This is a genomic window from Streptomyces sp. NPDC026301, assembly GCF_055567935.1.
The window spans coordinates 562,144-576,921 of the sequence record NZ_JBVHPN010000002.1 but is presented as its reverse complement, the minus strand read 5'-3'; the positions used below and the strand labels follow the sequence as shown (position 1 = coordinate 576,921).

General features: G+C 73.1%; 12 protein-coding genes. 6 read left to right on the top strand and 6 right to left on the bottom strand.

Annotation, left to right across the window (positions count from 1 at the left end; translation table 11 throughout):
• Nucleotides 1-54: 54 nt before the first annotated feature.
• The gene (locus ACZ4MH_RS05685; RefSeq protein ID WP_351598759.1) at nt 55-900 is read right to left on the bottom strand and encodes a carbohydrate ABC transporter permease; all 846 of its coding nucleotides are present in this window, start codon (nt 898-900) and stop codon (nt 55-57) included.
• A complete protein-coding gene (locus ACZ4MH_RS05680) occupies nt 897-1,823 on the bottom strand; it encodes a carbohydrate ABC transporter permease (protein ID WP_351598757.1) in 927 nt (308 codons plus the stop codon). Before ACZ4MH_RS05680 ends, ACZ4MH_RS05685 begins: the two co-directional genes overlap by 4 nt.
• Before the next feature lie 226 nt (nt 1,824-2,049).
• Here ACZ4MH_RS05680 and ACZ4MH_RS05675 point away from each other — a divergent pair, with 226 nt between their 5' ends.
• From ACZ4MH_RS05675 to ACZ4MH_RS05665, 3 genes are all read left to right on the top strand, one after another.
• On the top strand, nt 2,050-2,961 hold the full coding sequence (locus ACZ4MH_RS05675; RefSeq protein ID WP_351598755.1) for an aminoglycoside phosphotransferase family protein: 912 nt from the start codon (nt 2,050-2,052) through the stop codon (nt 2,959-2,961).
• Between the two features lie 79 nt (nt 2,962-3,040).
• Complete coding sequence (locus ACZ4MH_RS05670) at nt 3,041-3,934, top strand: SAM-dependent methyltransferase (protein ID WP_351598753.1); 894 nt, start codon at nt 3,041-3,043, stop codon at nt 3,932-3,934.
• Nucleotides 3,935-3,978: 44 nt separating this feature from the next.
• On the top strand, nt 3,979-4,326 hold the full coding sequence (locus ACZ4MH_RS05665; RefSeq protein WP_351598751.1) for a VOC family protein: 348 nt from the start codon (nt 3,979-3,981) through the stop codon (nt 4,324-4,326).
• A 52-nt stretch (nt 4,327-4,378) separates the two neighbouring features.
• Here the strand turns inward: ACZ4MH_RS05665 and ACZ4MH_RS05660 are convergent, their stop codons facing one another.
• Nucleotides 4,379-5,089 carry a 3'-5' exonuclease gene (locus ACZ4MH_RS05660; RefSeq protein ID WP_351598749.1) on the bottom strand — a complete coding sequence of 237 codons (711 nt, stop codon included), beginning with the start codon at nt 5,087-5,089 and terminating at the stop codon, nt 4,379-4,381.
• 176 nt (nt 5,090-5,265) lie between these two features.
• Between ACZ4MH_RS05660 and ACZ4MH_RS05655 the strand changes: the two genes are divergently transcribed.
• The gene (locus tag ACZ4MH_RS05655) at nt 5,266-6,030 is read left to right on the top strand and encodes an SDR family NAD(P)-dependent oxidoreductase (protein ID WP_351598747.1); all 765 of its coding nucleotides are present in this window, start codon (nt 5,266-5,268) and stop codon (nt 6,028-6,030) included.
• A 48-nt stretch (nt 6,031-6,078) separates the two neighbouring features.
• On the opposite strand, the gene ACZ4MH_RS05650 is transcribed toward ACZ4MH_RS05655, so the two are convergent.
• Complete coding sequence (locus ACZ4MH_RS05650) at nt 6,079-7,317, bottom strand: SAV2148 family HEPN domain-containing protein (RefSeq protein ID WP_351598745.1); 1,239 nt, start codon at nt 7,315-7,317, stop codon at nt 6,079-6,081.
• A gap of 528 nt (nt 7,318-7,845) precedes the next feature.
• Between ACZ4MH_RS05650 and glgX the strand changes: the two genes are divergently transcribed.
• Nucleotides 7,846-9,975: a glycogen debranching protein GlgX gene (gene glgX / locus ACZ4MH_RS05645; protein WP_351598743.1), complete on the top strand. Its 2,130-nt coding sequence runs from the start codon at nt 7,846-7,848 to the stop codon at nt 9,973-9,975.
• Here glgX and ACZ4MH_RS05640 read toward each other — a convergent pair.
• Nucleotides 9,929-11,314, bottom strand: a complete 1,386-nt coding sequence (locus ACZ4MH_RS05640) for an MFS transporter (RefSeq protein WP_351598741.1) — start codon at nt 11,312-11,314, stop codon at nt 9,929-9,931. The genes glgX and ACZ4MH_RS05640 overlap by 47 nt on opposite strands.
• Nucleotides 11,315-11,435: 121 nt before the next feature.
• Here ACZ4MH_RS05640 and treY point away from each other — a divergent pair, with 121 nt between their 5' ends.
• Entirely contained in the window at nt 11,436-13,988 is a 2,553-nt protein-coding gene (gene treY, locus ACZ4MH_RS05635; protein ID WP_351598739.1) for a malto-oligosyltrehalose synthase, read from the top strand.
• Between the two features lie 30 nt (nt 13,989-14,018).
• Here treY and ACZ4MH_RS05630 read toward each other — a convergent pair whose 3' ends face one another.
• On the bottom strand, nt 14,019-14,564 hold the full coding sequence (locus ACZ4MH_RS05630) for a DUF1707 and FHA domain-containing protein (protein ID WP_351598737.1): 546 nt from the start codon (nt 14,562-14,564) through the stop codon (nt 14,019-14,021).
• Nucleotides 14,565-14,778: the final 214 nt, after the last annotated feature.

The window sequence follows — 14,778 nt, the reverse complement described above, 5'->3', positions numbered from 1 at the left end:
CGGGCATCGGCGCGCGGGCGGGCCCGGACATCGGGGCGCCGGCGGGCTCGGGCATCAGCTCTTCACCGCCCCGGTCAGCATCCCGCCCGTGATGCGGCGCTGGATGACGGCGAAGAGGAGCAGGCTCGGCACGGTGGCGAGCAGCGCGGCGGCGGCGAGCGGGCCGAGGTCGGCGGCGCCCTCCGCACCGAGGAAGTGCGTGAGGACGACCGGCATCGTCTGTTTCTCCGGCGACTTGAGCAGGACGAGCGCGAAGAAGAACTCGTTCCAGGCGGTGATGAAGGCGAACAACCCGGTGGCGACGATCCCGGGCACGAGCAGCGGAGCGGTCACGGAGACCAGCGTGCGCACCCGGCCCGCACCGTCCACGGCCGCCGCCTCCTCCAACTCGGCCGGCACGGCCCGTACGTACCCGGTGAGCATCCACAGCGCGAACGGCAGCGACCACACCACGTAGACCAGCGTGAGCCCGCCCAGCGAGTCCACCAGGTGCACGGCCTTGAGCAGCAGGAACAGCGGAATGATCACCAGCACCAGGGGGAACGCCTGGCTGACCACCACCCACCCGGTCGCGGCCCGCGCCAGCCGCGTACGGAAGCGCGCGAGCACGTACGCCATCGGGGTGGCCACCACGACGGCCAGCAGCGCGGCCCCCGCCGCCGCGAGCAGGCTGTTGGCAGCCGAGCGCAGCAGCGGCTGCTCGTCGAAGGCGGCACGGAAGTTGGCGAGCGTCGGATCGTGCGGCACCCAGGTCGGGTCGATGCTGCCGAGCTCGCGCGGGGGTTTGAAGGCGGTGGACACCAGCCACAGGAACGGCAGCAGCAGGAAGAGCAGGTAACAGAGGAGGGCGAGGTACTGGCCGGCGCGGGTGGCGGCCGTACGCCTGCGGCGAGTGGTCATCGCTCGTCCTCCCCGGCGCGCAGGCGGCCCGCGAGGTACCCGGCCAGCAGGATCGCGACGACGGCGACCATCGCGAGCCCCATCGCCGCCGCGTAACCGAACTGCCCGTACCGGAACGCCTCCTCGTACGCGAAGAGCATCGGCAGCCGAGTGCGCCCACCCGGCCCGCCGTCCGTCAGCACGAAGACCAGCGCGAAGGAGTTGAAATTCCAAATGAAATTCAGCGCACTGATCGCCAGCGCCACCGGGCGCAGCGCGGGCCAGGTGACCGTACGGAACCGCCGCCAGGCGCCCGCCCCGTCCATCGCCGCCGCCTCGTGCAGCTCGCGCGGCACGTTCTGCAGGCCGGCCAGCAGCGGCACGGTGGTCTGCGGCAGGCCCGACCAGATGCCGACGACGATGACGGCGGGCAGCGCGGTCGCCAGGCCGCTCAGCCAGTCGCGGCCGTCGCCGAGCCCGAGGCCGCGCAGCGTCTCGTTGAGCACGCCCGCGTCCGGGTGGTACACGAGCCGCCACATGATGCCGACCACGACCTCGGGCATCGCCCACGGCACGATGGCCAGCGCCCGGGCCAGCCAGCGCAGCCGCAACTTCTCGTTGAGCAGCAGGGCGAGGCCGAGCGCCAGGAAGAACTGCGGGACGGTGACGCCCAGCGCCCAGACCAGCCCGATGCGGAAGGAGTCCCAGAAGAGCGTGTCCCGGAACAGGTCGGCGAAGTTGAGCAGCCCCACCCACTGGGTGGGTTCGGTACGCCCGGACTGCGCGTCGGTGAAAGCCAGCGCGACACCGTAGAGAAGCGGGCCGACGCTCAGCACGAGGATCGGTATCAGCGCGGGCAGCACGAGGAACCACACGCCGTGGTCGCGGCGCGGTCCGGCACCGGCCCGGGGGCCTGACCGCTTCGCCGCGGTCATGAGGGTCACGGCAGGGGCTCCTTGGCGCGGCTCGGTCCGAAACGTCCGGTACATCCGATACGGAACGGCCGGGCGCGCCCAGACGCGCGGACAGCCGTCGTCATCGTCGTGACAGCGGGGGGCGCCGTCAACAGGTACGACCGCGAGAACGGGATGCGGGAAGGCCGCGGGGACCGGTTGTCAGACCCTCCTGAGAGACTGTGGATGATCGAGACGCTGCAGGAGGCGGAGCACCATGACCGAGGCGAGTGGCGGAGCGGATTCCGTGGCGGGTACGCCCTTCACGGAGGCGCGCGCACGGGACGTCCTGGCCGCGGCCGGAAGGCCGGAAGCCGCGGCGGACGCGAAGCTGCTCGCACTGGGCGAGAACGCGGTCTTCGCGCTCGGCGACACGGGCCCCGTGATCCGGGTCGGCCGCAGCGCCGAGCTGCTGGAGCGGGCCGAGCGGGAGTTGCGGGTGGCCGGCTGGCTGGCCGAGACGGGCGTACCGGCGGTGCGCGCGGCGGAACCGGCGGCCCGGCTGGTGGACGGCCATCCCGTGACGTTCTGGGAGCGACTGCCCGAGGCGATACGGCCTGCGGGGCCGGGTGACCTCGCCGAGCTGCTGCGGCGGGTGCACGCGCTGCCCGAGCCGCCGTTCGCGCTGCCCCGGCGGGAGCTGCTGGGCGGCGTGGAGCGCTGGCTGCGGCTGGCGGGGGACGCGGTGTCGCGGGAGGACGCGGAGTATCTGCGCGGCCGCCGGGACGCCTTCGCCGCCGCGGCCACGGCCCTGGAGCCGCACCTGCCGCGCGGCCCCATCCACGGCGACGCGCTGCCGCGTAACGTCCATGTGGGCCCGGACGGCCCGGTCCTGGTCGACCTGGAGACCTTCTCGCGCGACCTGCGCGAGCACGACCTGGTGGTCATGGCGCTCAGCCGCGACCGGTACGGCCTGGGCGCCGACGCGTACGACACCTTCGTACGGGCCTACGGCTGGGACGTGCGGGACTGGGAGGGCTGCGCCGTGCTCCGCGGCTCCCGCGAGACCGCCAGCTGCGCCTGGGTCTCCCAGCACGCCCCGGGCAACCCCGCGGCCCTGAAGGAATTCCGCCGCCGGATCGCCTCCTTGCGGGAGAGGGACGCGGCGGTGCGCTGGTACCCGTTCTGAGGCGCAGCACCAATATTCTGAGGCGCAGCACCAATATTCAGTGTCGCTCGCGCCCGCCCGCGGGCTAACGTCCCGGCCCATGCCCGACACCAGCGACACCACACCCACTGCGCGCACGACGCAGGCACAGGCGACGCAAACAGCACAAGCGGAACAGGCGGCGCAGACAGCAGAAGCGGCGCAGGCGGCGCAGCCCGCGGAGACGGCAGGGCCGCCGCGGCTGTCGCAGCTCGCCTTCCACGGGCCGCTGTCCGAGGAGCGGGCGGAGCGGATGGTCCGGCGGGTCGCCGCCGCCCGGCCGGCCACCGTGCTCGACCTCGGCTGCGGCTGGGGCGAGTTCATGCTGCGGGTGCTCGACGCGGCGCCCGGCGCCACCGGGCTCGGCATCGACCTCAACGCCGACGACCTGGCCAGGGGCCGGGCCAACGCCGCGGCCCGCGGGCTCGCCGGGCGCGTGGAGTTCGCCGAGGAGTCCGGGCACGGGACCACGCGGGGCCCCGCCGACCTCGTGCTCTGCCTGGGCTCCGGCCACGCCGTGAGCGGCCCCGAGTCGCCGCACAACTTCCGCACCGTACTGCGCGAGCTACGCCGGCTCGTCGCCCCCGGCGGCCGCGTGCTGTACGGCGAGGGCTTCTGGCAGCGCCCGCCGGCCGCGGCCGAGCTGGCCCGGATGTGGCCCGGGGCCACCGCCCAGGACCACCTGAGCCTGGCCGAACTCGTCGACCTCGCCGTCGAGGAGGGCTTCCGCCCGGCCTGGGTGGAGACGGCGAACGGCGACGAGTGGGAGGCGTTCGAGTCGGGCTACCGCTACGACGTCGAGGAATGGCTCGCCGCCCACCCCGACCACCCGCTCGCCCCGGAGAGCCGTGAGCGGGCCGACGCCCACCGCGCCTCCTGGCTCTCCGGCTACCGCGACCTCCTCGGCATCGCCTATCTCACTCTCGTCCCGGTCGGACCCGCCCCGCGCCCCTAAGGTGTTTTTCCGTCCTCTCACTTGAGACACCGATGGAGACACCGATGGCCATTCGCCGTGTCGTGCCCAACGTCCAGTCCGAAACGGTGGGCGAAAGCCGAGACTTCTACGGACTCCTGGGGTTCGAGGAGGTCATGGACCTCGGATGGATCACGACGCTCGCCTCCCCGTCCAGCCCGGCCTCCCAGGTCAGCTTGATGACACATGACCTGACGGCCCCGGTCGTCCCCGACCTGAGCGTGGAGGTGGACGACGTGGACGCGGCCTATGCCGCCATGCGGGAGAGCGGCGCCGAGATCGTCCATCCCCTGCAGAACGAGGAGTGGGGCGTGCGGCGCTTCTTCGTCCGCGACCCCAACGGCCGGGTGGTCAACGTACTGGCGCACCGCTGACGCCCGCTCCCCCATACGCGCCTCATCCATACGCGCCTCATCCATACGCGCCTCATCCGTGCGGTATCAGCGGCCAGGCCGGCTCCACACGGGCCGAGGGGTCGGCCGTACGGCGCAAGTAGCGCTGGAAGGAGGCGGCCTGGTCGGCGGCCGCCTTGCGCTGCAGGGCGTGCAGGGCCGGCAGCGACAGGCCCGCTACCTCCGGATGCTTCGCACCTATCCGGCGGGCCACTTCGACGGCGGCCACGGCGTCAGCCCCCGCTTCGTGCGCCGCGTCCAGCGTCACGCCGTAGTGCGCGCACAGTGCCTGGAGGGTGCGCTTGCCCTTTCGGTACGTGTCGAGGTGCTTGTCGAGGACGAGCGGGTCGACGACCGGGGCCGGGTCCGTGCCGAGCCGGTCGGACAGCGGCGGTATGCCGTGCCGGCGGCACTCGCGGTCCAGCAGCGAGAGGTCGTACCGGGCGTTCATCACCACCAGCGGTGTCCCCGCGCGCAGCGCCGCTTCGAGCGCGTCCGTGATCTCCGCCAGGCCCTCGGCGGCCGGGCGGCCGCGCAGCCGCACGACGTCGGTCGAAAAGCCGTGGATGGCCGCCGCTTCGGACGGTATCGGCACGCCGGGGTCGATCACCCAGCTCAGCGCCGGGGCCGCCCGCCCCGCCGCGTCGAGCCGGATGACGGCCGCGGTGACGACCCGGTCGGTCTCGACGTCGGTGCCCGTGGTCTCCAGGTCGAAGCCGACCAGCGGTTCCTTGTGCCAGCTCATGCGGCCTCCTTCAGTGGTGCGTCCCCCGTGTCGCACGCGACCGCGGCCGCTACAGGCCCGCCCGATCGGCGGGCCTCGCCCGTCCGCGATCTCGTGTGCCTTTACTCTCCCACGCACCACTGACAACGCCCCCGGCTCCCGCCCCTTCCCGGGTACGCGGCCCTAGGGTGACCGGCATGGATCTTCAACTGGCCGGGCGGGCTGCGCTGGTGACCGGGAGCAGCGGCGGGATCGGCGCGGCGGTCGCCGCGCTGCTGGCCGCCGAGGGCTGTGACGTGCTGGTGCACGGGCGGAACACGGCAGCCGCCGAGGAGGTCGCGCGCCGCGCCGCGGAGCACGGCGTCCGCGCCGACGTGGTGCTCGGCGACCTCGTCGAGCCGGACGGCGCGGAGCGGGTGGCCGCCGCGGCGCGGGTTTTCGGGGTACACATCCTGGTCAACAACGCGGGCCCGTTCGCCGAGCACGACTGGGACGGCGTACGGGAGGAGCACTGGCGGACCGCTTTCGACGGGAATGTCCTGTCCGCGGCGCGGCTCACGCAGGCGCTGCTGCCGTCGCTCCGCGCGCACGGCTGGGGCCGGGTGATCAACATCGGCAGCCGGGCGGTGCGGACGCCGCTGCCGAACATGGTCGAGTACTCAGCCGCCAAGGCCGCGGTGGTGAACATGACGACGAGCCTGGCCCAGCACCTCGCCGGTACGGGGATCACGGCGAACTGTGTGAGCCCGGGCGTCATCGAAACGCCCTCGATGCGCCGGATGTTCGAGGAGCGCGGCGAGCCGGCGGCGGAGGGTGCGGCCCGGTACGCGCCCAACCCCGTCGGCCGGCTGGGGCGCGCGGAGGACATCGCGGGCGCGGTGCTGTACCTCGCGAGCCCCTTCGCCGACTACGTGAACGGCATCGAGCTGCGCGTCGACGGCGGCATCACGGGCACGCCCTGAGCCGACGCCCCCGGGTGCCGCAGCGCACCAGGGGCACAGCGCACCGGGTCACGACACCGGCCGCGCGTCCGCCCACACGCTCTCGAATTCCTCGCGGTACACCTCGAAGAGCCCGTGGTCGCTCTCCCGGCCGTCCTCGTGGCGCACGACCTCCCGGCCGCCGCCGCGCAGCACCAGGACCGGCACCTCCATGCCCCGGCTCTTGCGCAGATAGGACTGGACCACGGCTATGCCGTCCGGGCCGTCCCCGTCGACGAGGTACGCCGTGAAGCGCGGCGTCTCGTCGAAGACCTGGATCTCGAACGCGTTCGGATCGCGCAGCCGGGCCCGCACCCGCCGCATGTGCATGATGTTCATCTCGATCGAGCGGCTCATCTCGCCCTTCTTCAGGCCCAGCTCCCGCTCGCGGCGGCGGACCGCGCTGCTGGCCGGGTTGAGGAAGAGCAGCCGTACCCGGCAGCCGGACTCGGCGAGCCGGACCAGCCGGCGGCCCGAGTAGTTCTGCACGAGGAGGTTCAGCCCTATCCCGACCGCGTCGAGCCGCCGCGCGCCCCCGAAGAGGTCCTCGGCGGGCAGCTGGCGCTGCAGCCGCACCCGGTCGGGGTGGACGCCGACGACATCGGCGTAGCGGTCGCCGACCAGGTCCTCGACCGCGTCGATGGGCAGCCGCCCGGCCGTACGGGTGCCGATGCCGGAGCCCAGTATCTCCAGGAGGCGCGCGGAGGCGCGTTCGGCCTGGGCGAGCACCGTCTCGGAGAGCGCGCGGTTGCGGGAGACGATGTTGCGGGCCACCTCCAGCTCGTCCAGGCCCAGCTCGACGTCGCGCCGGTCGTCGAAGTACGGCTCGAAGCAGGGCCAGTGCTGGACCATCAGCTCGCGCAGCTGCGGGAGGGTGAGAAAGCTGAGGATGTTGTCGTCGGCGGGGTCCAGGAGGTACCCCTTGCGGCGGCTGACCTCCCGTACGGCGACCGCGCGGTGCACCCACTCCTGCCCGGCGGGCCCGGCGGCCGCGACCACCCACTCGTCGCCGTGCACCGGCTCGTAGATGGGGCGCAGCACGGCCGCGACAACGGCGCGCAGCCGTTGTTCGACCAGATTCAGCCAGATGTACGCACGCCCGGCGCGTCTGGCGCGGGTGCGGACCTCGCTCCAGGCATCGGCGCCCCACTCCAGTTCCGCCCCGATCTCCATGGGGCGCGCGAGGGACACCGCGCCGGGCGGTGTGTCGATGGAGCCGCCCTCATGACCATCGTCACCAGGAGGCAACTCCAACCCGCCCGAGCTCACCTGTACACCGCCTTCCGAACCCCCGTGCCAACGATCAAGGCACCCTACTGCGGGTCCGGGAGGGGGTGCAGCCCGATGAGCCGACTCTTCCACCAACTCCCCTTATTCGCTGTGCCCGTTGTGTCCGGAAACGGGAGGGGGACGTGAGCGGAGTCATAGCGGAGTCATGACGGAGTCACCGGGAGCCGCACGGGAGTCCCGGCGGACTCTCCCCTCGTCACACCCCTCGTCAGGAGTCTCCGGCGGCTCGGAAGGCGCTCGGGAACGAGGCCGAAACTGATTGCTCAAGAGTCGCGACACGCCCACGAGGCCCCTTACGGCGCACTATGACGTCATACGTGGCGAGCCGCGGTCGGACACCTGACCGTTCCCCCGGTCGGAGGACCCTGTTTCGCGGCAGGTTGCCTGCCTTTCGGCGAAGATCTCGCGAACATCCCACTGTTCCTCGCTCATCGGGGAAGAATTCCGGTTTGGTCCGCGGTCGTGAGTCCGTCGCGGCGCCCCTCTAGGAAGTGGAAGAGTCGACGCATGCAGGTCTGGCCGGGACAGGCGTATCCGCTAGGTGCCACGTACGACGGTGCGGGCACCAATTTCGCGGTGTTCTCCGAGGCGGCACAACGTATCGAGCTGTGTCTGCTGCACGACGACGGTTCGGAGACAGCGGTCGAGCTCCGCGAATCCGACGCGTTCGTCCGTCACGCGTATCTGCCCGGCATCATGCCGGGGCAGCGGTACGGCTTCCGGGCGCACGGCCCGTACGAGCCGGCCAAGGGTCTGCGCTGCAATTCGGCGAAATTGCTGCTCGACCCGTACGCCCGGGCGGTCAGCGGCGCCATCGACTGGGACGAGGCGGTCTACGGCTACCACTTCGGCAAGCCGGAGAGCCGCAACGACCTGGACTCGGCGCCGCACACGATGGCGTCGGTCGTCGTCAATCCGTACTTCGACTGGGGCGACGACCGGCCCCCGCGTACGGACTACCACGAGACCGTGATGTACGAGGCGCACGTCAAGGGCCTGACGATGCTGCACCCGGAGCTCCCCCAGGAGCTGCGCGGTACGTACGCGGCGCTGGCGCACCCCGTGATCATCGACCACCTCCGGGAGCTCGGGGTCACGGCACTGGAGCTGATGCCCGTACACCAGTTCGTCAACGACCATCGGCTGGCGGACGAGGGCCTGGCGAACTACTGGGGCTACAACACGATCGGCTTCTTTGCGCCACACAACGCGTACGCCTCCTGGGGCGACCGCGGCCAGCAGGTGCTGGAATTCAAGTCGGCGGTGCGCGCGCTGCACCAGGCGGGCATCGAGGTCATCCTCGACGTGGTCTACAACCACACGGCCGAGGGCAACCACATGGGGCCGACGCTGTCCTTCCGGGGGCTGGACAACGTCTCGTACTACCGGCTGACCGACGACCCGCGGTACTACATGGACACCACGGGCACGGGCAACAGCCTCCTGATGCGCAGCCCGCACGTGCTCCAGCTGATCATGGACTCGCTGCGCTACTGGGTGACCGAGATGCGGGTGGACGGCTTCCGCTTCGACCTCGCGGCCACGCTGGCCCGACAGTTCCACGAAGTGGACCGGCTGTCGTCCTTCTTCGACCTGGTCCAGCAGGACCCGGTGGTCAGCCAGGTGAAGCTGATCGCCGAGCCGTGGGACGTCGGCGAGGGCGGCTACCAGGTGGGCAACTTCCCGCCGCTGTGGACCGAGTGGAACGGCAAGTACCGCGACACCGTGCGCGACCTGTGGCGCGGCGAGCCCCGTACGCTCGCGGAATTCGGGTCCCGGCTGACCGGTTCGTCCGACCTGTACCAGGGCGACGGGCGCCGGCCGCTCGCCTCCGTCAACTTCGTGACCTGCCACGACGGCTTCACGCTGCACGACCTCGTCGCGTACAACGAGAAGCACAACGAGGCCAACGGCGAGGACAACCGGGACGGCGAGAGCTTCAACCGCTCCTGGAACTGCGGCGCCGAGGGCGAGACGGACGACCCGGAGGTGCTGGAGCTGCGGGGCCGGCAGATCCGCAACTTCATCGCCACCCTGATGCTCTCGCAGGGCGTGCCGATGCTCAGCCACGGTGACGAGTTCGGGCGCACCCAGCAGGGCAACAACAACGCCTACTGCCAGGACAACGAGCTGGCGTGGGTGCGCTGGCCCAAGGAGGGCGAGGACGGCCAGGACCAGGGGGCGCTGGAACTGCTGAAGTTCGTGCGGCAGATGGTGTGGCTGCGGCGCGACCACCCGGTGTTCCGGCGGCGCCGCTTCTTCCACGGCCGCCCCATGGAGGGCACGCACGACGAGCTCTCGGACATCTCGTGGTTCACGGCCGAGGGCGAGGAGATGCGGCAGCGGGACTGGCAGGCCGCGCACGCCAAGTCGCTGGCGGTGTTCCTCAACGGCAGCGCGATCTCCGAGCCGGGCAAGCGCGGGGAGCGGATCTCCGACGACTCGTTCCTGCTGCTGTTCAACGCGCACGGCGAGGAGAAGGAGTTCACCGTGCCGATGGACCACGGACGGCAGTGGCAGGCCGTGGTGGACACCGCGCGCCCGGAGGCGGTCGCCGAGGGCGGCCCGAAGGTGCGGGCCGGCGACACGCTCACCCTGGTGGGGCGGAGCCTGATGGTGCTTCAGCGGCCGGCCTGACGGGGAGCGGTGTGCCCGGCCCTTCCGGCGGCGTACGGAAGCGGACGGTCAGCGCCAGGCACAGTACGAGGACGGCGGCGGCGACCGCGACGGCGAAGGCGGCCGGCGGGCCGTACGACTCGGCCAGCCGCCCCGAGAGGGCCAGCGCGAGCGCCTGCCCGCCGACGACCGAGCTGGTCAGGAAGGCCATCGACTCGGCCATCCGGCGCGCGGGCACCAGCCGTTCGGTGAGCGCGAAGATCGTGATGAGGTGCGGCGCGAAGGCCACGCCGAGCACCACGACCACCGCGTACAGCGCGCCCAGGGAGCCGACGAACAGCAGCGGTACGGAGAGCACGGCCAGGCCCACGGCGGCGGCCCGCCAGCGGGCCGGCAGGCCGATCCGGGCCGGCACGAGGACGAGCGACAGCCCGGCCACGGCGCTCATCACGCCCATCGCCGCGTAGACCAGGCCCGCGTGGCCGGGAGCGCCGAGCCGTTCGGTGAGCGCGGTGATGCCGGCCTGCGAGGCGCCGAACATGGCGCCCTGCAGGGCCATGGAGACCCGCAGGGCGTGCGCACCGGCCGGGATGCGGGGGCGGTCGCGCCGGGCCGTCCTGCGGCGTTCTCGCGCGTCGGCGTGTCGCCGCCACCGCGGCCGGGGAGCCGCCCCGTCGGTGCGCGCGCCCGGCCCGTCGGTGCGCGCGCCCGGCCCGTCGGTGCGCGCGCCCGGCCGGCTTCCCTTCGGCGCCGTCAGCCCCGCCGTCCGGTGCAGCGCGAACGCCGAGCCGCACGTCGCCAGCAGCAGCGCCGCGAGCCCCAGGGCGACGGCCGGGTGCGCGACCGCCGCGGCCACCCCCACCAGCGCCGGGCCGAGCACGAAGGACACCTCGTCCAGCGTGCCCTCCCAGGAGAGCGCGGCGTTCACCGTGCGCTCGTCGGCGCCGGAGCGCCGTACCAGGGCGACCAGCCGGGTCCGGGCGAGCGGCCCCACCTGGGGCACGGTCAGCCCGGCGAGCAGCCCGAGGAGGGCCAGCGGGAGGGTCGCCACGTGGGACAGCGCGGCGAGCACCAGGGCCGTGACGGCGAGCGCGTTGGCCCAACAGGCCGCCAGGACCACCGGGCGCTGGCCGTGCCGGTCGGCGAGCCGGCCGATGAGCGGCCCCGCCACGGTCTGCCCGGCGGCCAGCGCGCCGCCGGCCACGCCGGCCGTCGCCAGGCTGCCGCTGGTCTCCGTGACCAGCAGGACGCTCCCGAGCTGGCACATGGCGGTGGGCAGCCGGCCGAGGAAGGAGACGGCGGGCAGCACCGGGCCGGTCGTGGCGAGCACGGTGCGGTAGGTGGCCAGTACAGCGGTCATCGCCCGACGCTATCGGTGGAGGGGCCGGTCACCGTATGGGCAGGACGTACGAACGAAAAACGGGGCACACCCCGCCCGATCGGATGAAGCAACAAGGCACCGCGCGGGTACGTGTGTCCCCATGACGCCCGAATTCAGCGCGCCGCCCACCGCCACCTACCGGCTCCAGCTCCAGCCCGGCTTCCCGTTCGCCGCGGCCGAGAAGGCCGTGCCGTACCTCGCGGCCCTGGGCGTCTCGCACCTGCACCTCTCCCCCGTGCTCGACGCCGTCCCCGGGTCGGCGCACGGCTACGACGTGGTGGACCACTCCGTGGTCCGCGCCGAGCTGGGCGGCGAAGAGGGGCTGCGCTCGCTGGCCCGGACGGCCGCCGCACACGGCCTGCGGCTCGTGGTGGACCTGGTGCCCAACCACATGGCCCGGCCGGCCCCCGCCTCCTTGAACGGGCCGCTGTGGTCCGTTCTGCGGGACGGGCCCGCCTCCCCCTACGCCCGCTGGTTCGACATCGACTGGGAGGGCGGGCACGGCGGACGGCTGCTGATGCCCGTACTGGGCGGGCGGCTGGCCGACGAGCTGCCCCGGATGCGCATCGAGGGGGACGTGCTGCGCTACCACGAACACGCGTTCCCCATCCGTCCCGGTACCGAGCGGCTGCCGCTCCCGCAGCTCCTCGATGCGCAGTGGTACCGGCTCTCCTGGTGGCGACTGGCCCGCACCGAGCTGAACTACCGGCGCTTCTTCACCATCTCCGAGCTGATCGCGGTCCGCGTCGAGGACCCCGAGGTCTTCCGGGCGACGCACGCCACGGTGCTGCGGCTCGTGGAGGACGGCGTGATCGACGGGCTGCGCATCGACCACCCGGACGGGCTCGCGGACCCCACGGGCTATCTGGCGCGGCTGCGGCAGGCCACGGGCGGGCGCTGGACGGTGGTCGAGAAGATCCTCACCGGCGACGAACAACTCCCGGAGAGCTGGGCCTGCGCAGGCACCACGGGCTATGACGCGCTGCGCCACATCGACGGGCTCTTCGTGTGCCCGGACGGCGCCGACCGGCTCTTCGGCGTCTACCGCGACGCCGTGGCCCCGTTGGCCGACCGCGGCGGCGACTGGGAGGAAACGGTACGGCAGGCGGCGTACGAAGTCGTCACCCACGAGCTGTCGGCCGAGGTCGACCGACTGGTGCGTACGGCGGCGCGCATCAGCGAGCGCGCGCCGCACCACGGCGACCACGCCCCGTGGGCGCTGCGCCGCGCCCTGCACGAACTGCTCGTCCGGCTCCCGGTGTACCGCCCGTACGCGCACGACCCGTGGTGCGCGGAACGGGACGCCGCGATGCTGGCGGCGGCCGCCGAGGGCGCGGCCGCCGCCTTCGAAGTGCGCGAGGAGGCCCGCTCCGTGGCGCTCGTGCGCGACCTGGCACTGGGCCGCCTGCGGGACGGCTCCGGGGACGACAGCGCGGACCACGACGACTTCGCCGCCCGCTTCGCGCAGACCGCCTCCGCGCTGCACGCCAAGTCGGTGGAGGACCGCGCGTTCTACCGGTACGCGCCCCTGCTGTCCGCCTGTGAGGTCGGCGGCGAGCCCGGAGCGCCCGCGGTCACCGCGGCCGCGTTCCACGCCTTCTGCGCCCGCCTTCAGGAGACCTGGCCCACGTCCGGAACGGTGCTGTCCACCCACGACACCAAGCGCAGCGCCGACGTCCGGGCCCGCCTCGCCGCCCTCAGCGAGTGCCCCGAAGGCTGGCGCGAGGTGCTGACCCGGCTGAACGCCCGCGCGGCCCGCACGATGGACGGCCTCGACCCCGATCCGCAGATGGCGTGGACGGCCTGGCAGACGGCGTTCGGGCTGGCCGGCACCGCCGCGGCCGCTCCTGGCGCGGCGGTCGTCCCCTCCTGCGGGCCGGCGGGTGCCCCGGGGCCGGCGGGCGGCGGCATCTCCTTCGAGCGGCTCGCGCCGGCGGTACTGAAGGCCGTGCGGGAGGCCGGGCTGCACACCACGTGGACCGAACAGAACTCCTGGTACGAGGAGTCGGTCACGGAGTTCCTGAAGGCGGGCCCGTGCAGCGCCGCGGCCGCCGCCGAACTGGCCGCGTTCGCCGACGAGCTGGCCCCCTTCATCCGCGCCAACGTGCTCGGCGCGGCGCTGCTGCACCTCACGATGCCGGGCGTCCCCGACCTCTATCAGGGCACGGAGCACGAGTACTTGGCGCTCGTCGACCCGGACAACCGCGCCCCCGCGCGCTTCTCGCCGGAGTTCCTGGCCGACGTGGACGGCGGCGGGGACGGCAGCGGCGGCCCGGCCGGCGACCCGTACGGCACGCCGGGGCTCTCCGCCGAGAAGCTGCGGCTGACCGCGACGGCGCTGCGGCTGCGCCGGGCGCACCCGGAGTGGTTCGGCCCGCAGGGCACGTACCGGCCGCTGCACGCCACCGGCGACCCGTACGGCCACTGCGTGGCCTTCGCCCGCGCCGACCGCGCGGTGACCGTGGCCACCCGGCTCTCGCTTCGCCTCGCCGAGTCCGGCGGCTGGCACGCGGCCGCCCTCCAGCTCCCCGGCGGGCCGTCCGCGACCTGGCGCGACCTGCTCACCGGCCGCGACTTCGAAGGCTCCGTAATCCCGCTGGCCGCCCTCCTGGACCGGTGGCCGGTGGCCCTACTGGTGCTCAACGCCCCGTGAGCCAGCGCCCCGTGAGCCAGCGCCCCGGAGTCAGCGCCCCGTGAGCACGTAGGCCACGCTGCCGAAGGTGACGTGGTCACCGGGGTTGACGGCGACCTCGCCGAGGACGCGACGGCCGTTGACGTACGTGCCGTTCATGGAGCCGAGGTCGCGCAGCAGCCAGACGTCGCCGGAGGTGCGGAGCTGGGCGTGGGAACGCGAGACCGTGTCGTCGTTGAGCCGCAGGCCCGCACCCGGGGCGCGCCCTATCAGGAGGGGGAACGGCCCGGGGGACGGCAGCAGCAGCTTGGGGAGGCGCTCCGTGCGCCATGCCCTGCGGACCATGATGTGGAAAGCGGACACCTTGCCCACCGCGCGCAGCACGGCGCCCTCGAAGCGGCCACGCGTGGCCAAGTCACCGGTCGCCCGGTCCAGTTCACTGCGCTGCCGGGCGGTGAGCACCAGCTCCAGGCGGCGCAGGAAGGTGTCCTGGGACAGCCGCCCGTCTGCCGCGCCCTCGCGCAGCAGCGCCAGCGCGCGATCCCGCTCGGCATCCGACAAACGGGCCGGTCGCGCCGGGAATTCGAGCGATGTCATGGCGCGATTGTCCGGCGGCTTCCGGCCTTCTGTCCAGGCAGCACCCGGGGCAACGGAAATTCGCTCGCGCCGCGCGGGCCGGGCGGCTAGTGTGCGGGCACGCGAACGGCCCACGGCAGGCGGGCCGGTGAGGCGAGCGGAAGGAGGCGGGACGGCATGTACGGCACGGCCATCGACCTGATCGCGCGCTCCGGCGCCGCCCGCCGCATACGCT